Here is a 16253-nt window from a genome sequence, read left to right on the forward strand (position 1 = left end):
TCACATTCGCTCCTGCATCGCATCATCAGTACACAACAGCCGAGCACCCCGCTGCCGTAGGGCGACACCGACGAGCGCCCAGACCAGGTCGGCGATCGTGGCGAGAAGCCGCGCCACCAACGCGACCAGGGTCGCCGGCCCGCTGGCGACCGCCGGCGCCAGCGCCAGYACCAGCACCGCCTCCCGCACCCCCGCCCCGGCGGGCAGCACCAGTACCAGGAATCCGGCGGTCCAGGCCAGGGCATAGGCCCCGAGGGAGAGCAGCAACAGCCGGCCGCCACCGACCGCCGGATGCAGATCCCGGACGAGCAGCCAGGTCGCCACCCCATAGCAGCAGAAGCTGAGCAGCAACCAGCCGGCTCCGGCGGCGACGGCCCGCGGGGGCAGCGGTTCGGTCAGCGGTGGGCGGCGCAGCAGCCGGAATGCCAGCGCCAGCAGGCGGGACAGCACCGGGGGACAGAGCACGACGACGAAGACGGGCACGACCGCCAGCGCCCACCAGTAGTCGGCGAGCGCCTGCGCGGAGACGAACGGCAGGGTGACCGCCGCGGCGAGCCCCCCGCTCGGCACCGCGAGCGCCAACACGACCAGGCTCGCCGAAGCCGCCTTCGGCCGGGAGACGCCGTGGTCGCGGGAGAGCTCCATCTGCGCGAGCACCGGCCACACGCTGCCCGGGATATATTTGCCGATCTGCCCGACGAAGAAGATCCGCACAGCGGCCCGCAGGGGAAGCGCGGCGCCCAACCCCCCCAGCAACGCCCGCCAGGACAACACGGTGGTACCGACGGCAAGCACGGTGACCACACCCGAGGCCACCACGCCGCCCACGGTGAGCGAGCGGACGGACTCCTCGATCTCGTTCCACTGGCTGACCATGGCGAGAACCAGTAGCCCGAGGGCCACCAGAAGCGCACCACGCACGGCCCACCAGCGTGGGCCGTGCCCAGCCCGGCGGCGGGAGGCGGCGCCCTGGCGCGCCGACACGGTGTGCTCACCCACCTGGTCAGCCTAGGACGGCGGTCGGGCCGCCACCRCGCCGGGCCCCGACACGGTGGCGGCCCGACACGGTGGCGGATCCCGACACGGTGGCGGGTCCTTGCCCGTCGGACCCCGATGACCGGGCGGCACCCGGGTGCGTCCGGGATCAGCGCACCCGAGTCAGAGCACCGGGATCAGCGCACCCGAGTCAGAGCACCGGGATCAGCGCACCCGAGTCAGAGCACCGGGATCAGCGCGCCGCGGTCAGCGCTGGTCGCCGATGGCCTCGCCGGCCCGCTCGCCCGCCGGGGCCGCTTCGCCGGGCGAGGTCGGGTCGTCCTCGATCGCCGGCTGGCGCTTCGCGACGGCCTCGACGACCTTGCGGGCGAGGTCCTGCGGGGCAAGCCCGACCTCGGCCATGACCTCGTCCCGCTTGCCGTGGTCGAGGAAGCGCTGGGCGATGCCGAAGTCCCGCAGGGGCACGTCAACGTCGGCGTCGCGCAGCAGCTGGGCCAGCGCCGCCCCGACCCCGCCRACCCGGCCGTTATCCTCGACGGTGACGACGAGGTCGTGGGCGCGGGCAAGATCGATCAGCGCCGGGTCCAGTGGCTTGACCCACCGCGGGTCGACAACGGTGATGCCGATGCCCTGGCTCGCGACCCGCTCCGCGACCTCCAGGCAGGTGGCGGCCATCGCGCCGATGGAGACCAGCAGCACCTCGCGGCGCTGGGCCACCTTCGGCGAACGGTAGAGCACGTCCACCCCGCCGACCGTGTCAATCGCCGGCACGTCCACCGCGACCTTGCCCTTGGGGAAACGCACGACGGTCGGGCCGTCGGTGTCACCCACGGCCTCACGCAGCTCCGCCCGCAGGGTCGGCGCGTCCCGCGGGGCGGCGATCGCGAGCCCCGGGACGACCTGCAGGAACGACAGGTCCCACATGCCGTTGTGCGACGCCCCGTCCTCCCCGGTGATGCCGGCCCGATCGAGCACGAACGTCACGGGCTGGCGGTGCAGGGCGACGTCCATCAGGACCTGGTCGAACGCGCGGTTGAGGAACGTGGCGTAGAGACACACGACGGGCTTGAGCCCACCCATCGCGAGCCCGGCGGCCGAGGTGACKGCGTGCTGCTCGGCGATACCGACGTCGAACACCCGGTCCGGGTAGGCCTTGGCGAAGGCGCCGAGACCAACCGGCTGGAGCATCGCGGCGGTCAGCGTGACGACGTCGGGCCGCTCGGAACCGATCTGCACGATCTCGTCCGAGAAGATGCTCGTCCAGCTGATGGTCTTCGACGTCGACACCGGCTTGCCGGTCGCCGGGTCGATGATGCCGACGCCGTGGAAGTTGTCGGCGTCGTCCTGCTCCGCCGGCGGGTAGCCGAAGCCCTTGCGGGTCACGCAGTGGACGATGACGGGCCCGCCGAAATCCCGAGCCCGGCGCAGGGCCGACTCGACCGCGACGACGTCGTGGCCGTCGACCGGGCCGACGTACTTCAGACCGAGGTCCTCGAACATGCCCTGCGGCTGGACGACGTCTTTGATGCCCTTCTTGATGCCGTGCAGCGCGTCGAACAGCGGGGGGCCGACCAGCGGGGTGCGGCCGAGGACCTGCTTGACGACGTCGAGGACCTGCTCGTACTCGGGCGCCAGCCGCAGCGCGGCGAGGTGGTCGGCGAGGCCGCCGATCGTCGGTGCGTAGGAGCGGCCGTTGTCGTTGACGACGATGACGACGGGCCGGTCGTCGGCGGCGATGTTGTTCAGCGCCTCCCAGCACATCCCGCCGGTCAGGGCGCCGTCACCGACGACGGCGACGACGGCCCGGTCCTCACCACGCAGCGCGTAGGCACGCGACAGCCCGTCGGCGTAGGACAGGGCGGTCGAGGCGTGCGAATTCTCGATGATGTCGTGCTCGGACTCGGCCCGGCTGGGGTAGCCGGAAAGGCCACCCCGCTGGCGCAGCCCGGAGAAATCGTCCGCCCGGCCGGTCAGAATCTTGTGCACATAGGACTGATGGCCGGTGTCCCAAAGGATGCGGTCGAATGGCGAATCAAACACACGATGTATTGCCAACGTCAGCTCGACAGCCCCCAGATTCGGCCCGAGGTGACCTCCCGTACGCGCGACTGCGTGAATGAGGAAATCACGGATCTCGGCCGCCAGGGTGGCGAGCTCCTCGTGGTCGAGGCGCTTGACGTCCTGCGGACTACTGATCGTGGACAGAAGCGACACGGCGTGAACTCCCTCTCCCGAAAGGGGATCGGTCCGGGTCCGGCAAAGTCTACGCAGCCCGTCTGGCCCCTTGCAGACGGGCACCCGACATGTGAGTTCCTCGTAGACCGTCAGGCAATAGGCCTGATCGCGGTAGAATCCACCTCCCCGGTTGTCCACTATTGGTCCGGATCCGAGTACGCGGATGCACACACTCTGTCGGCGTGGCGCGCGGGCGACACGCCGGCACGACCAGGTCGTGTCGGGAGCGGCCGGAAGTGGAGTCCACGGCCTTCCGGCGACACTTCTGGTACCGACGCAATCACACCAGGTTCGGATTCCGGTCCGCGCCGCGCGGCTCGAGCAGTGCCACGCACTCGACGTGGGCGGTCATCGGAAACAGGTCGAAGGCGCGCAACACGACGAGGTCGTAGCCCGCGGCCGCCGCGGCGGCGAGGTCCCGACCCAGCGCGACAGGATCGCAGGCGACGTAGGCGACCGCGCGGGGGCGATGGGCGAGCAGCGCGGCCACCACCGCCGGGCCCGCCCCGGTGCGCGGCGGGTCGAGCACCGCGAGATCGACCCGGCCGGCCGGCCCGCCCGTACCGACCACCCCACGAACGGTAGCCGGCGTCACCCGCAACGCCCGCAGCGAGACCCATGGCAGATCGGCGAGGTTGTTCGCCGCGGCCGCGACCGACGCGGCGTCGGACTCCAGCGCGATGACGCGGCCAGCGGCGCCGACATCCTCCGCGAGGAACGCCGCGAACAGGCCCGTCCCGGCATACAGGTCGAGCGCGGTCTCCCCGGCTCGGGGACGCAGGGCCTCGCGGACCGCGTCCACCAGCACGCCGGGAGCCGCCGGATGGACCTGCCAGAACACCTCCGGCCCGAGCCGGAACCTCCGCCCCCCCACCACCTCGACGACCTCCCCGGGGRCTCCGACCTCCCCGGGATCCTCGCCGGTCCCGGCGTGCTCGTCGTTGACGACCGTCCCGGCACCGGCGGGATGCACCGCCACGGCCACCTGCCCGGTCGCCGGGCTGGCCGCGACCTCGACGGCGTCGGCCCCAGGAAACCGCCGGCCGGCGAGCGCCGCGAGGACGAGGGGGTGGGCGATGCGGCAGTCCGGCGTCGCCACCACCTCGTGCGAGCGGCTCGCCCGCAGCCCGACCTCGCCGCCGGCCGTCACCGCGAAGCGCATCCGGGTCCGCCACGCCAGTCCGTCGTCGGCGCCACCGGGCCGGTCGGATCCGGTCAGCCGCTCCGGACCGCCGACGGGCACCGCCTCGACCAGCACCTCCAGCGCCGGCTCGGCGCCGGGTCCGGCCTCGGCCGCCGTCCCTAGGCCGGACCCGGCGTGCGCGGGGCTGACCCGGGCGTCGAGGCCGCCGAACCGCCGAAGGGCGTCGGCCACGACCTCGGCCTTACCGCGCCGCTGCGCCGCGAGGCCGGCATGCTGCCAGTCGCACCCCCCGCACAACCCTGGACCGGCGTGCGGGCAGGGCGCGACCACCCGGTCCGGCGAGGGCGTCAGGACGGCGACCGCGTCCGCCCGCCAGTACCGCTCGTGGGAGGCGTCGGTAACTCGGGCACGAATCCGTTCGCCGGGCAGGGCATGGCGGACGAACACCACCCGACCGCCCGAGCGGGCGACGCAGAAGCCGCCGTGGGCCACCGGCCCGACGTCGAGGTCGAGCAGCGAGCCGACCGCGATCCCCGGCACGCGGGCCTGCCGTGCGGTGCCCCCGAAGACGCGCGATCGCGCGGGCCGACGCTGTCGACTCACCGCTTCCGCTCCAACGGGCCGGGAAGCGTGGCCCGGCCCTGTCGCACCGCGCCCGCCCCGGTTCGTTCGAACCGCTGCTCGGCCAGCCTGGACGAGGCGAGCTGCCAGGGCACGCTGGTGACCATGACGCTGGGCTGGAAGAGCAGCCGGGCCTTGAGCCGCAGCGCGCTCTGGTTGTGCAGGAGATGCTCCCACCAGTGACCGACGACGTACTCCGGGACGTAGACGGCGACGACGTCGCGGGGGCTCTCCCGCCTGATCCGGGCGACGTAGTCCAGCACCGGGCGGGTCACCTCCCGGTAGGGGGAGGCCAGCACCACGAGATCGACGGTGATCCCCCGCTCCGTCCACGCCTTGCGGAGCCGATCGGCCTCCGCCTGGTCGACGGCGACCGTGACCGCGACGAGGCTGTGCGGCCGCGACGCCTTGGCGTAGGCCAGGGCCCGCAGTGTCGGGGCATGGATCTTACTGACGAGGACGACGGCGTGGATCCGGGAGGGCAGGGTCGGCGGCCCGGGTTCCGGGGTGAGTTCGACCGCGACCCGGTCGTAGTGAGCCCTGATCCCCCGCATCCCGAGAAAGATGATCGGGATAGCCAGACAGACGATCCAGGCACCGTGGGTGAACTTCGTGACCAGCACGAGGATCAGCACGGTGCCGGTGAGGCAGGCGCCGAAGAAGTTGATCGCCTGAGACCGGCGGATCCGCCGGCGGGCGGCCGGATCGGACGCCGCCGGGTCGTCCGAGCGCAGGATGCGTGCCCAGTGCCGCACCATCCCGGTCTGGCTGAGGGTGAACGAGATGAAGACCCCGAGGATGTAGAGCTGGATCAGGGCGGTGACCTGCGCGTCAAACACGACGATCAGCAGGATCGCGAAGCCGGCGAGCAGCACGATCCCGTTGGAGTAGGCCAGTCGGTCACCGCGGGTGTATAGCTGACGCGGCAGGTAGCCGTCGCGGGCGAGGATCGAACCCAGCACCGGGAAGCCGTTGAAGGCGGTGTTCGCCGCCAGCATCAGGATGAGAGCGGTGACGACGGCGATGTAGCCGAAGCCGGGCGATCCGTCCCCGAAGACGGCGGCGGCGACCTGGGCGATCACGGTCCGCTGCTCACCACTGGCGCCGATCAGGTCCCCGGTGTGCTCAGCGACATGCACGTCGGAGATCAGAGCCAGCGCGGTGACGCCGCCGAACATCGTGACTGCGATAAGCCCCAGCATCAGCAGGGTGGTCGCGGCGTTGCGGCTCTTGGGCTTCCGGAACGCGGGCACCCCGTTACTGATCGCCTCGACCCCGGTGAGCGCCGTGCATCCCGAGGCGAACGCCCGCAACACCAGGAACACCAGGGCGAATCCCGCGTAGTCACGCTCGGCGACCACCTGGTACCCAGCACTCTCGGCCCGCGGCGGATGACCGACGGCCGCCTGGACCAGCCCGGTGACGATCATTACGAAGATGCCGAGCACGAAGCCGTAGGTCGGGATGGCGAACGCCGTGCCGGACTCGCGCACCCCACGCAGGTTCATTATCGTCAGTAGGACGACGATGACGACCGCGAGGAGCACCTTGTGCGCGGCGAGCCCGGTGATAGCGGACGTCAGGTTCGCGACACCGGCCGACACCGACACCGCGACCGTGAGGACGTAGTCAACCAGCAGGGAACTGGCCACCAGCAGGCCGGCCCGCGGGCCCAGGTTGACCGAGACGACCTCGTAGTCGCCGCCGCCGCTCGGGTAGGCGTGCACGTTCTGCCGGTAGGACGCCACCACCGTCAGCATCAGGATGGCGACGGCTCCAGCAAGCCAGGGCGAGATGTGGTAGAAGGCCAGCCCACCCAGCGACAGGACAAGCAGGATCTCCTCGGTCGCGTACGACACCGAGGAAAGGGCATCGCTCGCGAAGACGGGCAAAGCGATGCGTTTAGGGAGCAATGTCTCCCCAAGCCGGTCGCTCCCGATCGGTCGACCGACGAAACCGCGCTTGAGGCGGTCCGTGAGCGCCACGCGGCGATGCTACCGACGCCAGCCACGCAGTTCAGTATCAGTGTGACGTGGCACACAGATACTCCGTATCCGGAGATCCGGCCACGTGACCTGCGCCGGTCAGCCCGGATCGGACTACCCTCAACCCTTGTGCACGTCGTGATCCTCGGCTGCGGCCGAGTCGGCTCCGCGCTTGCCCGCAGCGTCGAACGGTTCGGCCACTCAGTGGCAATCATCGACCAGAACCCCGCCGCGTTTGGGCGGCTACCGCAGGATTTTACCGGTCTGCGGGTCACCGGGATGGGCTTCGACCGCGACACCCTCATCGAGGCGGGCATCGAGCAGGCCGCCGCGTTCGCCGCCGTCTCCAGCGGGGACAATTCGAACATCATCGCCGCCCGGGTGGCCCGCGAGATGTTCGGGGTCGAGCGGGTCGTCGCGCGGATCTACGATCCCCGCCGGGCCGAGGTCTACGAGCGGCTCGGTATCCCCACCGTCGCCACGGTGCGCTGGACCCGGGACCAGATCCTCGACCGGCTCCTACCCGACGCTGTCACGCCGCAGTGGTCCGACCCGTCGGGCTCGGTGCTGCTGGCCGCTATCCCACCCGGACCCGCCTGGGTGGGCCGCCGGATCCGGGAGTTGGAGGAGTCCGCCGGGGTACGGGTGGCCTGCGTGACCCGGTTCGGCGAGGGTGTCCTGCCCGATGCCCGCACCCTCGTCCAGGACGGTGACGTGGTGCACGTGGCGGTGACGAAGGCGCACGCCTCCGAGGCGGACACGGTGCTGCGCACCGGGCCGGACGGCAAGGACTCCGGGTAGATCCGGGCAGATCTGGGCAGATCCGGGTAGATCCGGGTAGACGATGCCGCGCGAAGAGGAGAAGCGATGAGCGTGCGCCGGGTGGTGATCGCGGGGGCGGRCAAGGTCGGCCGGTCCATCGCCGCCGAACTGCTGGAGAACGGCTCCGAGGTGCTCATCATCGAGCGGGATCCGCAGAAGATCCGGACCGACGCGCTACCGGAGGCCCGGTGGCTGCTCGCGGACGCCTGCGAGCTGTCCCAACTCGACGCGGCCGGGCTGAATGAGTACACCGTCCTGGTGGCCGCCACCGGGGACGACAAGGTGAACCTCGTCGTCTCGTTGCTCGCGAAGACCGAGTTCGGCGTGCCCCGGGTAGTGGCGCGGGTCAACCATCCCAAGAACGAGTGGCTGTTCACCGAGTCGTGGGGGGTGGACGTGGCGGTGTCCGCGCCGCGCCTAATCACGGCTCTGGTCGAGGAGGCCGTCAGCGTCGGCGACCTCGTCCAGCTGATGCGGTTCCGGCAGAGCGATGCATCCCTCGTCGAGCTGACGCTGGCCGAGAACGCGCCGGTGATCGGCCAGCGGCTCAGCGAGATCACCCTGCCGGCGGACAGCGCCTTGGTGGTGATCCTGCGTGACGGACGGGCGGTCGTTCCCTCGCCCGACGCCACGTTGGAAGACGGCGACGAGATTCTCGCGGTCACGACAAATGCCGAGGCCGAGGAGAAGCTCGCTGTGCTGCTCGGTCAGGCGCCGGCAGGCGCGGGCGCGCCGGGCTGACGCGCGACAGGCTGGCGATGCGGAGGCGGTCAGCCGGCAGGCCGCCGCTCGCCGCGCGGGGGCTCGCCGCGCGGGGCGTCCTCGGCCAGCACCTCGCCGGCCACGACCGTCGAGTCGGTGGCGGCGGGGGGCAGCGGTGCGATCCGGCGGACGATGGCGAAGCTGGCCAACACCGCGACACCGAACAGCGGAAGTCCCAGGGCGATGTTGGCCGCGGCCAGCCAGYCGGGCTGGTCGGCGAGGTAGAGCACCCCCTGCACGACGAACCGCACACCGAACACAGCGATCCAGACCACCGTCGCCCACACCGCGGCCCGCCGCTGGCAGGGTACCCGCTGCCAGCTCGCATAGCGGCTGTCCAGACCGGCCATGAGATACCCCGCCACCGGCCGGCGCAGGACGATCGACAGCAGGGCCACCACCCCCCAGAGCGCGTTCTTCGCGATGYTGGGCAGGAAGAACCCCTTCGCATTCCCGGTACGAGAGGCCACGAATGCGGCGACCGCCACGGCGAACAACCCCGAGAAGGTCTGCTGGGTCGGCTCACGGCGCACGATGCGCAGCGCCAGCAGAGCGGYCGCCGTGGCAATGGCGACCGCGATGCCGGCGGTCAGTCCGGCCTCGGCGTTCACCGTCACGAACGCCACGGTGGGCACGGAGCTGTCGATGATCCCCCGTGGGCCGCCGATGGCCTCGGACATCGTCATCGGCGGCGTGTCGGGAGATGGCGTACGTGGCATGTCTGGTTGGGATCCCGTCGGGTTGGGCGGACCCGCCGACCTAGGCGCTCGCCGACGGAACGGGGAGTAGTTCGTAACGCGGGTTGAAGATGATCGGACGGTTCTCCTGCACGGTAACGCGCCCGGAGGCCTTGACCGACGCGCCAGCCCGCAGGCCCGGGATGTCCCGGCGGCCGAGGAAGACCAACGTGACGGTGCCGCTACCGTCGTAGATGTCGACCTCCAGGGCCGGTGCACCCGACCGCGCACGTACCGTCACGGCCTGGATGGTACCCGCGACGCAGATCTCGTCCCGGTCACGACAGCCGCTCATCGGGGCGGCACCCGCCGCCGCCGAGGCCGCCTGGAGGTCCTCGGCGTCGAGCTCGCTCGTCCCTGCTGTCAGTCTGTGGAGCTTGCGCCCCAACCAGCCGCGTGACTCGCCCACGGCTCCTCCGATCCGGCTCGCCGGCGACTCGGCGCAAGCAACTGCGGCTCGAGCACGTCCAGCACGTTCAACACGTCTCATGCAACGCATGACCGGTACTCAATGTGCCCGCCCCGCATGGCGCCTTCGGCGCAATGCGGGGACCCCGGGCACAGGGCGCCGTACGGGGTCTCCGTCGAATCACCTCCGGTGACCCTCCTGGGAGAACCATCGGGCGCCTTCGGCGCAATGCGGGGACCCCGGGCACAGGGCGGTCAGCGGATCTCGGCTATACGCGCACCGCGCACGGGCATCTCGGGCCGTCCGCTGGTCGCCGAGGCGACCGGTCCGCCGGAACCATCGGGGTGATCGGGGTGATCGGTGATCTCTTTAGGCAGCCTCAGGGGCAACGGATCCCGCACCGGCATCGCGCCGTCACCACGAGAAATGATCAGATTGCGCAACGCGGCGTCCAGGAGGGGGCCGGCCGCCGGATCCTGTCCGGCCGCGCCAGTCACCACCGCCCGCAGAAACCAGCGCGGACCGTCCACACCGATCATCCGGCCCGGCACGGTCTCGCCCGGCCGCCCGGTCGGCAAGCTCATCCGCAGTTCGGGGCCGTAGCGACCGTCCGCCTCCGACCCACCGCCCCCCTGAATGGTCTCCAGGATCTCGGCCCGCACCTCGTCCCACAGGCCCCGGCTCTTCGGCGCCGCGAAGACGGAGAGCTCCATCGCGCTGCGCCCGTCGGTCACCAGCACCGTCAGCGGCTTGCCGGTCGACTCCTCGACCTGGAACTGCACCTGCATGCCGTCGAGCGCCGGAATCCGCAACGACCCGAGATCGAGGCGATGCACGTCGTCATCGGGTGCCTGCGCGATGTCGTAGGGACCATCGGGCTCCGACGAGCCCCGCGAGGTGACCTTCTCGGGGACGTCCATCTCGGAGGCCCCGCGACGGTCGAACTCCCTACGTCCTCGTCCGAACACCGGTGGTCTCCTTTCCTGCCCCCCCGGCGGACCCGAAACCCCCCGTGGAGCCGAACCCGCCGCTTCCGCGCACCGAGGCCGGCAGCTCATCGACCTCCCGGAACACGGCGTGCTCCACGCGCTGCACGACCAGCTGGGCGATCCGGTCGCCCCGATGCAGGATGATCGTGTCAGATCGGTCGGTATTGATCAGAACGACTTTGATTTCTCCACGGTAACCGGCGTCCACCGTTCCCGGGGCGTTGACCACGGACAGGCCGTGCCGCGCGGCCAGGCCACTGCGCGGATGGACGAACGCCGCGTACCCGGCCGGCAGGGCGATGCTCAGACCGGTTCCGACCGTCGCCCGCTCCCCCGGGCCGAGCGTCACGTCCTGGGCCGTCACCAGGTCCGCCCCCGCGTCCGACGGCTGGGCGTACGCCGGCAGCGCCAGCTCGCGGTCCGACCGGCGGACGAGGATCTCCACCCGACCCGGTACGGCGGGCGCGGGCTGCACGGCGAGTGGCACCGCGGACGCGGGAGGCGGGGCGGTGGGCGGGGCGGTGGGCGTCGTCGGATCGGTGGCGGTCATGGCTCTCCTGGTCGAGGGTGCCCGGTCCGGGCGTGACCCCCACGCTAGGCMATGGCCCTCGTCCCGCCATCGGCCTGCCGGTCCGACGGGCCGCAGCAAGCCCCGGACTCCGGCGGGCGTATCCCGGCGTGATCGGATAGCAGATGATCCGAGAGGCCAAGACGATCCGAGGGGCCAAGCAGGCCGGTCGGGGTAAGCAGGGGGCGGGCGGACCGACATGGTCCTCGCCGAGGAACGAGAGGTGTGGGGTGGCGAAAGCAGCGTCAAAGCTGGGATGGAAGATCGTCGGCGGAGGGGCGACCGCGCTCGCGGGCATGGCCGCGAGCCGAGTCGTGAACGCCCTGTACCGCAAGGTACGCAAGTCCGACCCGCCGGCCAACCCGGCGGACCCGGACACCGCCTGGACGGAGGCCGTCGCCTGGGCGGCGATCTCGGGTCTCGCGATCGGGATCGGCCGGTTGGCGGCCGAGCGCGCGGCCGCGCGCGGATGGGCCCGGGCGACGGGTTCACCGCCGCCCGGCATGCTCCACCCGAAGACCTCCTTCTCCGAGGAGTGGACGGCATCCGAGGACTGAACGCGTGACCGACGAGCACCGACCACGAGCCGCTCTCCGGGGTACCCGGCTGCTCCTTTCCAGGCACGATGGGATCAACCGGTGCGCCGTCCGGATCGGCGGCGTCGCGATCAGCGGGAGGCTCGGATGGCCGTGTACGCCCTGGGGGACGCCGTCCCCACCATCGATCCCACGGCCTACGTCCATCCGGACGCGACGGTCATCGGCACGGTGACGATCGGGCCCGAGTCCACGGTGTGGCCGGGCGCGGTGCTGCGTGGCGACTACGGGACGATCGAGATCGGTGCCCGCACGTCCATCCAGGACGGCACGGTGATCCACGCCACCGAGGAGCTCACCACGGTAGTGGGCGACGACTGCACCGTCGGGCATCTGGCTCACCTGGAGGGTTGTGTCGTCGAGGACGGCGCCCTGGTCGGTTCCGGTTCGGTGGTACTCCACCGGGTCCGGATCGGCCGGGGCGCGCTGGTCGGCGCGGGCGCGGTCGTCGTGGGCGGCACGGTCGTGCCGCCGGGCGCGAGGGCGCTCGGCGTGCCGGCGAAGATCCTGCCGGACTCCGTCGCCCCGGGTGCCCTCGCCGCCGGGGCCGCGATCTACGTGGCGAACGGCAAGCACTACCGCGAGCAGCTACGCCGGATCGACTGACCGGTCGACCGCCGGGCCACCCACGCCTCGCCCAGCCCTCCCGGCGGGTCCGCCGACGGCCCGACGGCCGGTGCGCCCGAGGTCTCACCGTTGGGTCCCCACCCAGGTGAGCGGATGTCTCAGAGAGTGTCACAGCCGACGCCGCGCCACGTAACGGCGCGTTCCTACCGTCGTGGCATCACCCGCACCTCGGAGGATCATCTATGAGCGCCACGCTGGAAGGCGTCCCGACTACCGGCACCGTGACCGGTCCGTCCCGACGCGGCCACTGGATCGACGACTGGCGGCCCGAGGACCGCACCTTCTGGAACAACGGCGGTTCCCGCATCGCCCGCCGAAACCTGATCTTCTCGATCCTGGCCGAGCACATCGGGTTCTCGATCTGGTCGCTGTGGGCGGTGACGGTCCTGTTCCTCGGACCGGCCTACCACATCGACCCGGCCGGCAAGTTCCTGTTGACCTCGCTGCCCGCGCTCGTCGGCAGTGCGCTGCGGATCCCCTACACCTTCGCCGTCGCCCGGTTCGGGGGGCGTAACTGGACCATCTTCAGCGCGGCGTTGCTCCTCGTGCCGACGATCCTCGCGGCCGTCGTTCTCTCCCCCGGCGTCTCCTACCCCACCCTGCTGATCGTCGCCGCGGTCGCGGGGGTCGGAGGCGGTAACTTCGCCTCCTCGATGACCAACATCAACGCCTACTACCCGGAGCGGCTGAAGGGCTGGGCCCTGGGGCTGAACGCCGGCGGCGGAAACCTGGGGGTGGCCGCGATCCAGCTTGTCGGCCTGCTCGTCCTCGCCACCGCCGGCAAGGACCACCCCCGGGTCGTCCTTGCCGTCTACATCCCGCTGATCGTCCTGGTGACGCTCGGCGCGGCGCTGTTCATGGACAACCTGTCGAGCGCGAAGAACGACCGGGGGGCGATGCGCGACGTCGCCCGTGACGGTCACACCTGGGTGATATCGCTGCTCTACATCGGCACGTTCGGGTCGTTCATCGGGTTCGGCTTCGCGTTCGGCCAGGTGCTCCAGGTGCAGTTCCACGACCAGTTCAGCACCCCGATCAAGGCCGCCTACCTGACCTTCCTCGGTCCGCTGCTCGGCTCGCTGATCCGCCCGGCCGGCGGCATCCTGGCGGACCGCGTCGGCGGAGCGAAGGTCACCTTCGTCAACTTCGTGGCGATGGCGGCCGCGGCCGCGATCGTGCTCGTCGCCTCGCTGACGGAGTCGCTTCCTCTGTTCCTGGTCGGGTTCATCGCGCTGTTCGTCTTCAGTGGCGTCGGGAACGGGTCGACGTACAAGATGATCCCGGCGATCTTCCGGGCGAAGGCCCAGGCCAGCATCGACGCCGGTGGCGACCCGGTCGCGGCGCAGCACTCGGCCCGGCGGCTGTCCGGAGCCCTCATCGGCCTGGCCGGCGCGATCGGCGCGTTCGGCGGGGTGCTGGTGAACCTGGCCTTCCGGCAGTCGTTCCTGAGCTACCGGACCGGCAACGCGGCGTACATCTCCTTCATCGCCTTCTACGCGCTGTGCTTCGTGGTGACCTGGTTCGTGTATCTGCGGCCCTCGGCCAGGCGTCTTGCCGGCATCTGATCCCGGCTGTGCCCGGTGTTCAGGCCAGTTCGACGGCGACGGCGATCTCGCCGCCGGTCGGGCTCAGCRTGAGCTCCCGGATGCTGCCGGCGCTGCGCAGGTCCGCGGCCACCGACTCGACGAGGGCGACGAGGTCGGCCTCGCCGCTGATCCGGACGCTCGCGACCTCGGCCTTCTGCGACACCTTCGCCTCGGACTTGGCCCGGCGGACACCGGACAGCGCCGCCCCGACGGCACCGAGGAGCTCCACGCGGGCGCCCTCGGCGAGCTTGCGGATCTCGGCGGCGTCCGGCCAGCTCGCCCGGTGCACCGAACCGGGACGCCACCAGGACCAGACCTCCTCGGTGACGAACGGCAGGACCGGGGCGAACAGCCGGAGCAGCGCTGACAGGGCCACCGAGAGCGTGGTGTGCGCGGAGGCCGCGCCCGCCGCCCCGGAGGAGCCGTACGCCCGGCCCTTCACAAGCTCGACGTAGTCGTCACAGAACCGCCAGAAGAACGACTCGGTGACCTCGAGGGCCCGGGCGTAGTCGTAGCCGTCGAAGGCCGCGGTGGCGGCGTCGACCACGTCGGCCAAGGCGGCCAGCAGGGCACGGTCCAGCGGTTCACTGGCCGGGGCGGGGGCCGCCTCGGCGTCGGAGACCTCGGCGTCGGAGACCCCGGCGTCGGAGACCCCGGCGTCGGGGGTCACGGCAAGACCGAGCGCGAACCGGCTGGCGTTGAGGATCTTGATGGCGAGCCGGCGGCCGTTCTTCATCTGGCCGACATCGAAGGCGGTGTCGGTACCCGGCCGCCCGGACGCCGCCCAATAACGGACCGCGTCCGACCCATGCTCCTCGAGCAGGCCCATCGGGGTCACCACGTTGCCCTTGGACTTCGACATCTTCTTACGGTCCGGGTCGAGGATCCAACCGGAGATCGCCGCGTTCGACCAGGGCAGCACGTCGAACTCGGCGTGGGTGCGCACCACCGTCGAGAACAACCAGGTCCGGATGATCTCGTGCGCCTGCGGACGCAGGTCCATCGGGAAGACCCGGGAGAACAGATCGGTATCGTGCTCCCAGCCGCTGGCGATCAGTGGGGTGAGCGAAGACGTCGCCCAGGTGTCCATCACGTCGGGGTCGGCGGCAAACCCGCCGGGCACGCCCCGCTGCTCGGCGGCGTACCCGGGCGGGACGTCGCTGGACGGGTCGACCGGCAGCGAGGCCTCGTCGGGCACGATCGGCGCGTCATACCGCGGCGCACCGGCGGCGTCCAGCGGGTACCACACCGGGAACGGCACGCCGAAGAACCGCTGCCGGCTGATCAGCCAGTCGCCGTTGAGGCCGTCGACCCAGTTCTCGTAGCGGACCTTCATGTAGTCCGGGTACCAGCGCAGCTCTGGCGCAGGCTGGGGCTCTCCGTCGACTGGTCGTACACCTACGCGACGATCGACGCCCGGTCGCGGACCGTTGCGCAGCGGGCCTTTCTGCGCAACCTCGCTCGGGGGGAGGCCTATCTTGCCGAGGCCCCGACGCTGTGGGACGTCACCTTCCGTACCGCGGTGGCCCAGGCCGAGCTGGAGGACCGGGACCGCCCCGGCGCGTACCACAGCCTGGCCTTCCCCCGGTCGGGCGTCTCCGCCCCGAGCAGCGCGCCGGACCCGGCGAGCAGTTCGACGATCCGCGCCCGGGCGCTGTGCACGGTCTTTCCGGCGAGCTCGGCGTACCGCTCCCGGCCGGCCGCGGAGGTGACGGCGCCCGGTGGGTCCGGGATGAACCGGCCGTCACGGCCGATCACCGCACGCGCCGGCAGCCGCAGCTCGCGCCACCACGTCACGTCGGTGAGGTCGCCGAAGGTGCAGATCATCGCGATGCCGGATCCCTTTTCGGGGTCGGCCAACCGGTGCGCGACCACCGGGACCTCAACGTCGAACAGCGGGGTCCGCACCGTGGCGCCGAACAACGACTGGTAACGCGGGTCGTCCGGATGGGCGACCAGGGCGACGCAGGCGGGCAGCAGCTCGGGACGGGTCGTCTCGATGACAATCGGGTCCGCCAGATCCCCGGARCCCGCCAGATCCCCGGAGCCCGCCAGATCCCCGGAGCCCGCCGGGTCCAGCCCGCTGCTCGGGGCGGAGACGCCCGACCGGGGGAAGGCCAGGCTGTGGTACGCGCCGGGGCGGTCCCGGTCCTCCAGCTCGGCCTGGGCCACCGCG

General features: G+C 71.4%; 13 protein-coding genes and 3 pseudogenes. 6 read left to right on the top strand and 10 right to left on the bottom strand.

Annotation, left to right across the window (positions count from 1 at the left end):
* The 4 genes from KBI5_RS13245 to KBI5_RS13260 form a co-directional block, all read right to left on the bottom strand.
* Complete coding sequence (locus KBI5_RS13245) at window positions 1-999, bottom strand: lysylphosphatidylglycerol synthase domain-containing protein (RefSeq protein WP_023841682.1); 999 nt, start codon at window positions 997-999, stop codon at window positions 1-3.
* 243 nt (window positions 1000-1242) lie between these two features.
* Entirely contained in the window at window positions 1243-3210 is a 1968-nt protein-coding gene (gene dxs, locus KBI5_RS13250) for a 1-deoxy-D-xylulose-5-phosphate synthase (RefSeq protein ID WP_011435769.1), read from the bottom strand.
* A 301-nt stretch (window positions 3211-3511) separates the two neighbouring features.
* Window positions 3512-4915, bottom strand: a complete 1404-nt coding sequence (locus KBI5_RS13255) for a TRAM domain-containing protein (protein ID WP_347272499.1) — start codon at window positions 4913-4915, stop codon at window positions 3512-3514.
* Window positions 4916-4974: 59 nt separating this feature from the next.
* On the bottom strand, window positions 4975-6981 hold the full coding sequence (locus tag KBI5_RS13260; RefSeq protein WP_011435767.1) for an APC family permease: 2007 nt from the start codon (window positions 6979-6981) through the stop codon (window positions 4975-4977).
* A 129-nt stretch (window positions 6982-7110) separates the two neighbouring features.
* On the opposite strand from KBI5_RS13260, the gene KBI5_RS13265 reads away from it, so the two are divergent.
* Together KBI5_RS13265 and KBI5_RS13270 are read left to right on the top strand one after the other, a co-directional pair.
* Window positions 7111-7782: a TrkA family potassium uptake protein gene (locus tag KBI5_RS13265; RefSeq protein WP_035908790.1), complete on the top strand. Its 672-nt coding sequence runs from the start codon at window positions 7111-7113 to the stop codon at window positions 7780-7782.
* A 66-nt stretch (window positions 7783-7848) separates the two neighbouring features.
* Window positions 7849-8544: a TrkA family potassium uptake protein gene (locus KBI5_RS13270; protein ID WP_085015401.1), complete on the top strand. Its 696-nt coding sequence runs from the start codon at window positions 7849-7851 to the stop codon at window positions 8542-8544.
* A 29-nt stretch (window positions 8545-8573) separates the two neighbouring features.
* Here the strand turns inward: KBI5_RS13270 and KBI5_RS13275 are convergent, their stop codons facing one another.
* From KBI5_RS13275 to dut, 4 genes are all read right to left on the bottom strand, one after another.
* Complete coding sequence (locus tag KBI5_RS13275; RefSeq protein ID WP_085015402.1) at window positions 8574-9284, bottom strand: DUF3159 domain-containing protein; 711 nt, start codon at window positions 9282-9284, stop codon at window positions 8574-8576.
* A gap of 40 nt (window positions 9285-9324) precedes the next feature.
* On the bottom strand, window positions 9325-9711 hold the full coding sequence (locus KBI5_RS13280) for an OB-fold nucleic acid binding domain-containing protein (RefSeq protein WP_011435763.1): 387 nt from the start codon (window positions 9709-9711) through the stop codon (window positions 9325-9327).
* Between the two features lie 254 nt (window positions 9712-9965).
* Complete coding sequence (locus KBI5_RS13285; protein ID WP_011435762.1) at window positions 9966-10679, bottom strand: DUF3710 domain-containing protein; 714 nt, start codon at window positions 10677-10679, stop codon at window positions 9966-9968.
* Window positions 10660-11250, bottom strand: coding sequence for a dUTP diphosphatase (dut, locus tag KBI5_RS13290; protein WP_011435761.1), 591 nt, complete (start codon window positions 11248-11250; stop codon window positions 10660-10662). Before dut ends, KBI5_RS13285 begins: the two co-directional genes overlap by 20 nt.
* Window positions 11251-11498: 248 nt before the next feature.
* Between dut and KBI5_RS13295 the strand changes: the two genes are divergently transcribed.
* From KBI5_RS13295 to KBI5_RS13305, 3 genes are all read left to right on the top strand, one after another.
* Window positions 11499-11825 carry a DUF4235 domain-containing protein gene (locus KBI5_RS13295; RefSeq protein ID WP_011435760.1) on the top strand — a complete coding sequence of 109 codons (327 nt, stop codon included), beginning with the start codon at window positions 11499-11501 and terminating at the stop codon, window positions 11823-11825.
* A 126-nt stretch (window positions 11826-11951) separates the two neighbouring features.
* Window positions 11952-12470, top strand: coding sequence for a gamma carbonic anhydrase family protein (locus KBI5_RS13300; protein ID WP_023841686.1), 519 nt, complete (start codon window positions 11952-11954; stop codon window positions 12468-12470).
* 203 nt (window positions 12471-12673) lie between these two features.
* Window positions 12674-14056, top strand: coding sequence for a nitrate/nitrite transporter (locus KBI5_RS13305; protein ID WP_011435758.1), 1383 nt, complete (start codon window positions 12674-12676; stop codon window positions 14054-14056).
* A 19-nt stretch (window positions 14057-14075) separates the two neighbouring features.
* On the opposite strand, the pseudogene KBI5_RS13310 reads toward KBI5_RS13305, so the two are convergent.
* Window positions 14076-15437: pseudogene (locus KBI5_RS13310) on the bottom strand (class I tRNA ligase family protein); the annotation flags it as partial.
* Here KBI5_RS13310 and KBI5_RS13315 point away from each other — a divergent pair.
* Window positions 15432-15659 (top strand): annotated as a pseudogene (locus tag KBI5_RS13315) (class I tRNA ligase family protein); the annotation flags it as partial. The pseudogenes KBI5_RS13310 and KBI5_RS13315 sit on opposite strands and share 6 nt — an antisense overlap.
* Window positions 15660-15679: 20 nt before the next feature.
* Here the strand turns inward: KBI5_RS13315 and valS are convergent.
* Window positions 15680-16253: pseudogene (valS, locus tag KBI5_RS25300) on the bottom strand (valine--tRNA ligase); the annotation flags it as partial.

Source organism: Frankia sp. KB5, assembly GCF_002099325.1.
GTDB lineage: Bacteria > Actinomycetota > Actinomycetes > Frankiales > Frankiaceae > Frankia > Frankia casuarinae.

Coding starts and splice junctions, on each gene's coding strand:
- dut (WP_011435761.1), bottom strand. CDS start 11,250: ATGACCGCCACCGATCCGACGACGCCCACCGCCCCGCCCACCGCCCCG.
- KBI5_RS13300 (WP_023841686.1), top strand. CDS start 11,952: ATGGCCGTGTACGCCCTGGGGGACGCCGTCCCCACCATCGATCCCACG.
- KBI5_RS13305 (WP_011435758.1), top strand. CDS start 12,674: ATGAGCGCCACGCTGGAAGGCGTCCCGACTACCGGCACCGTGACCGGT.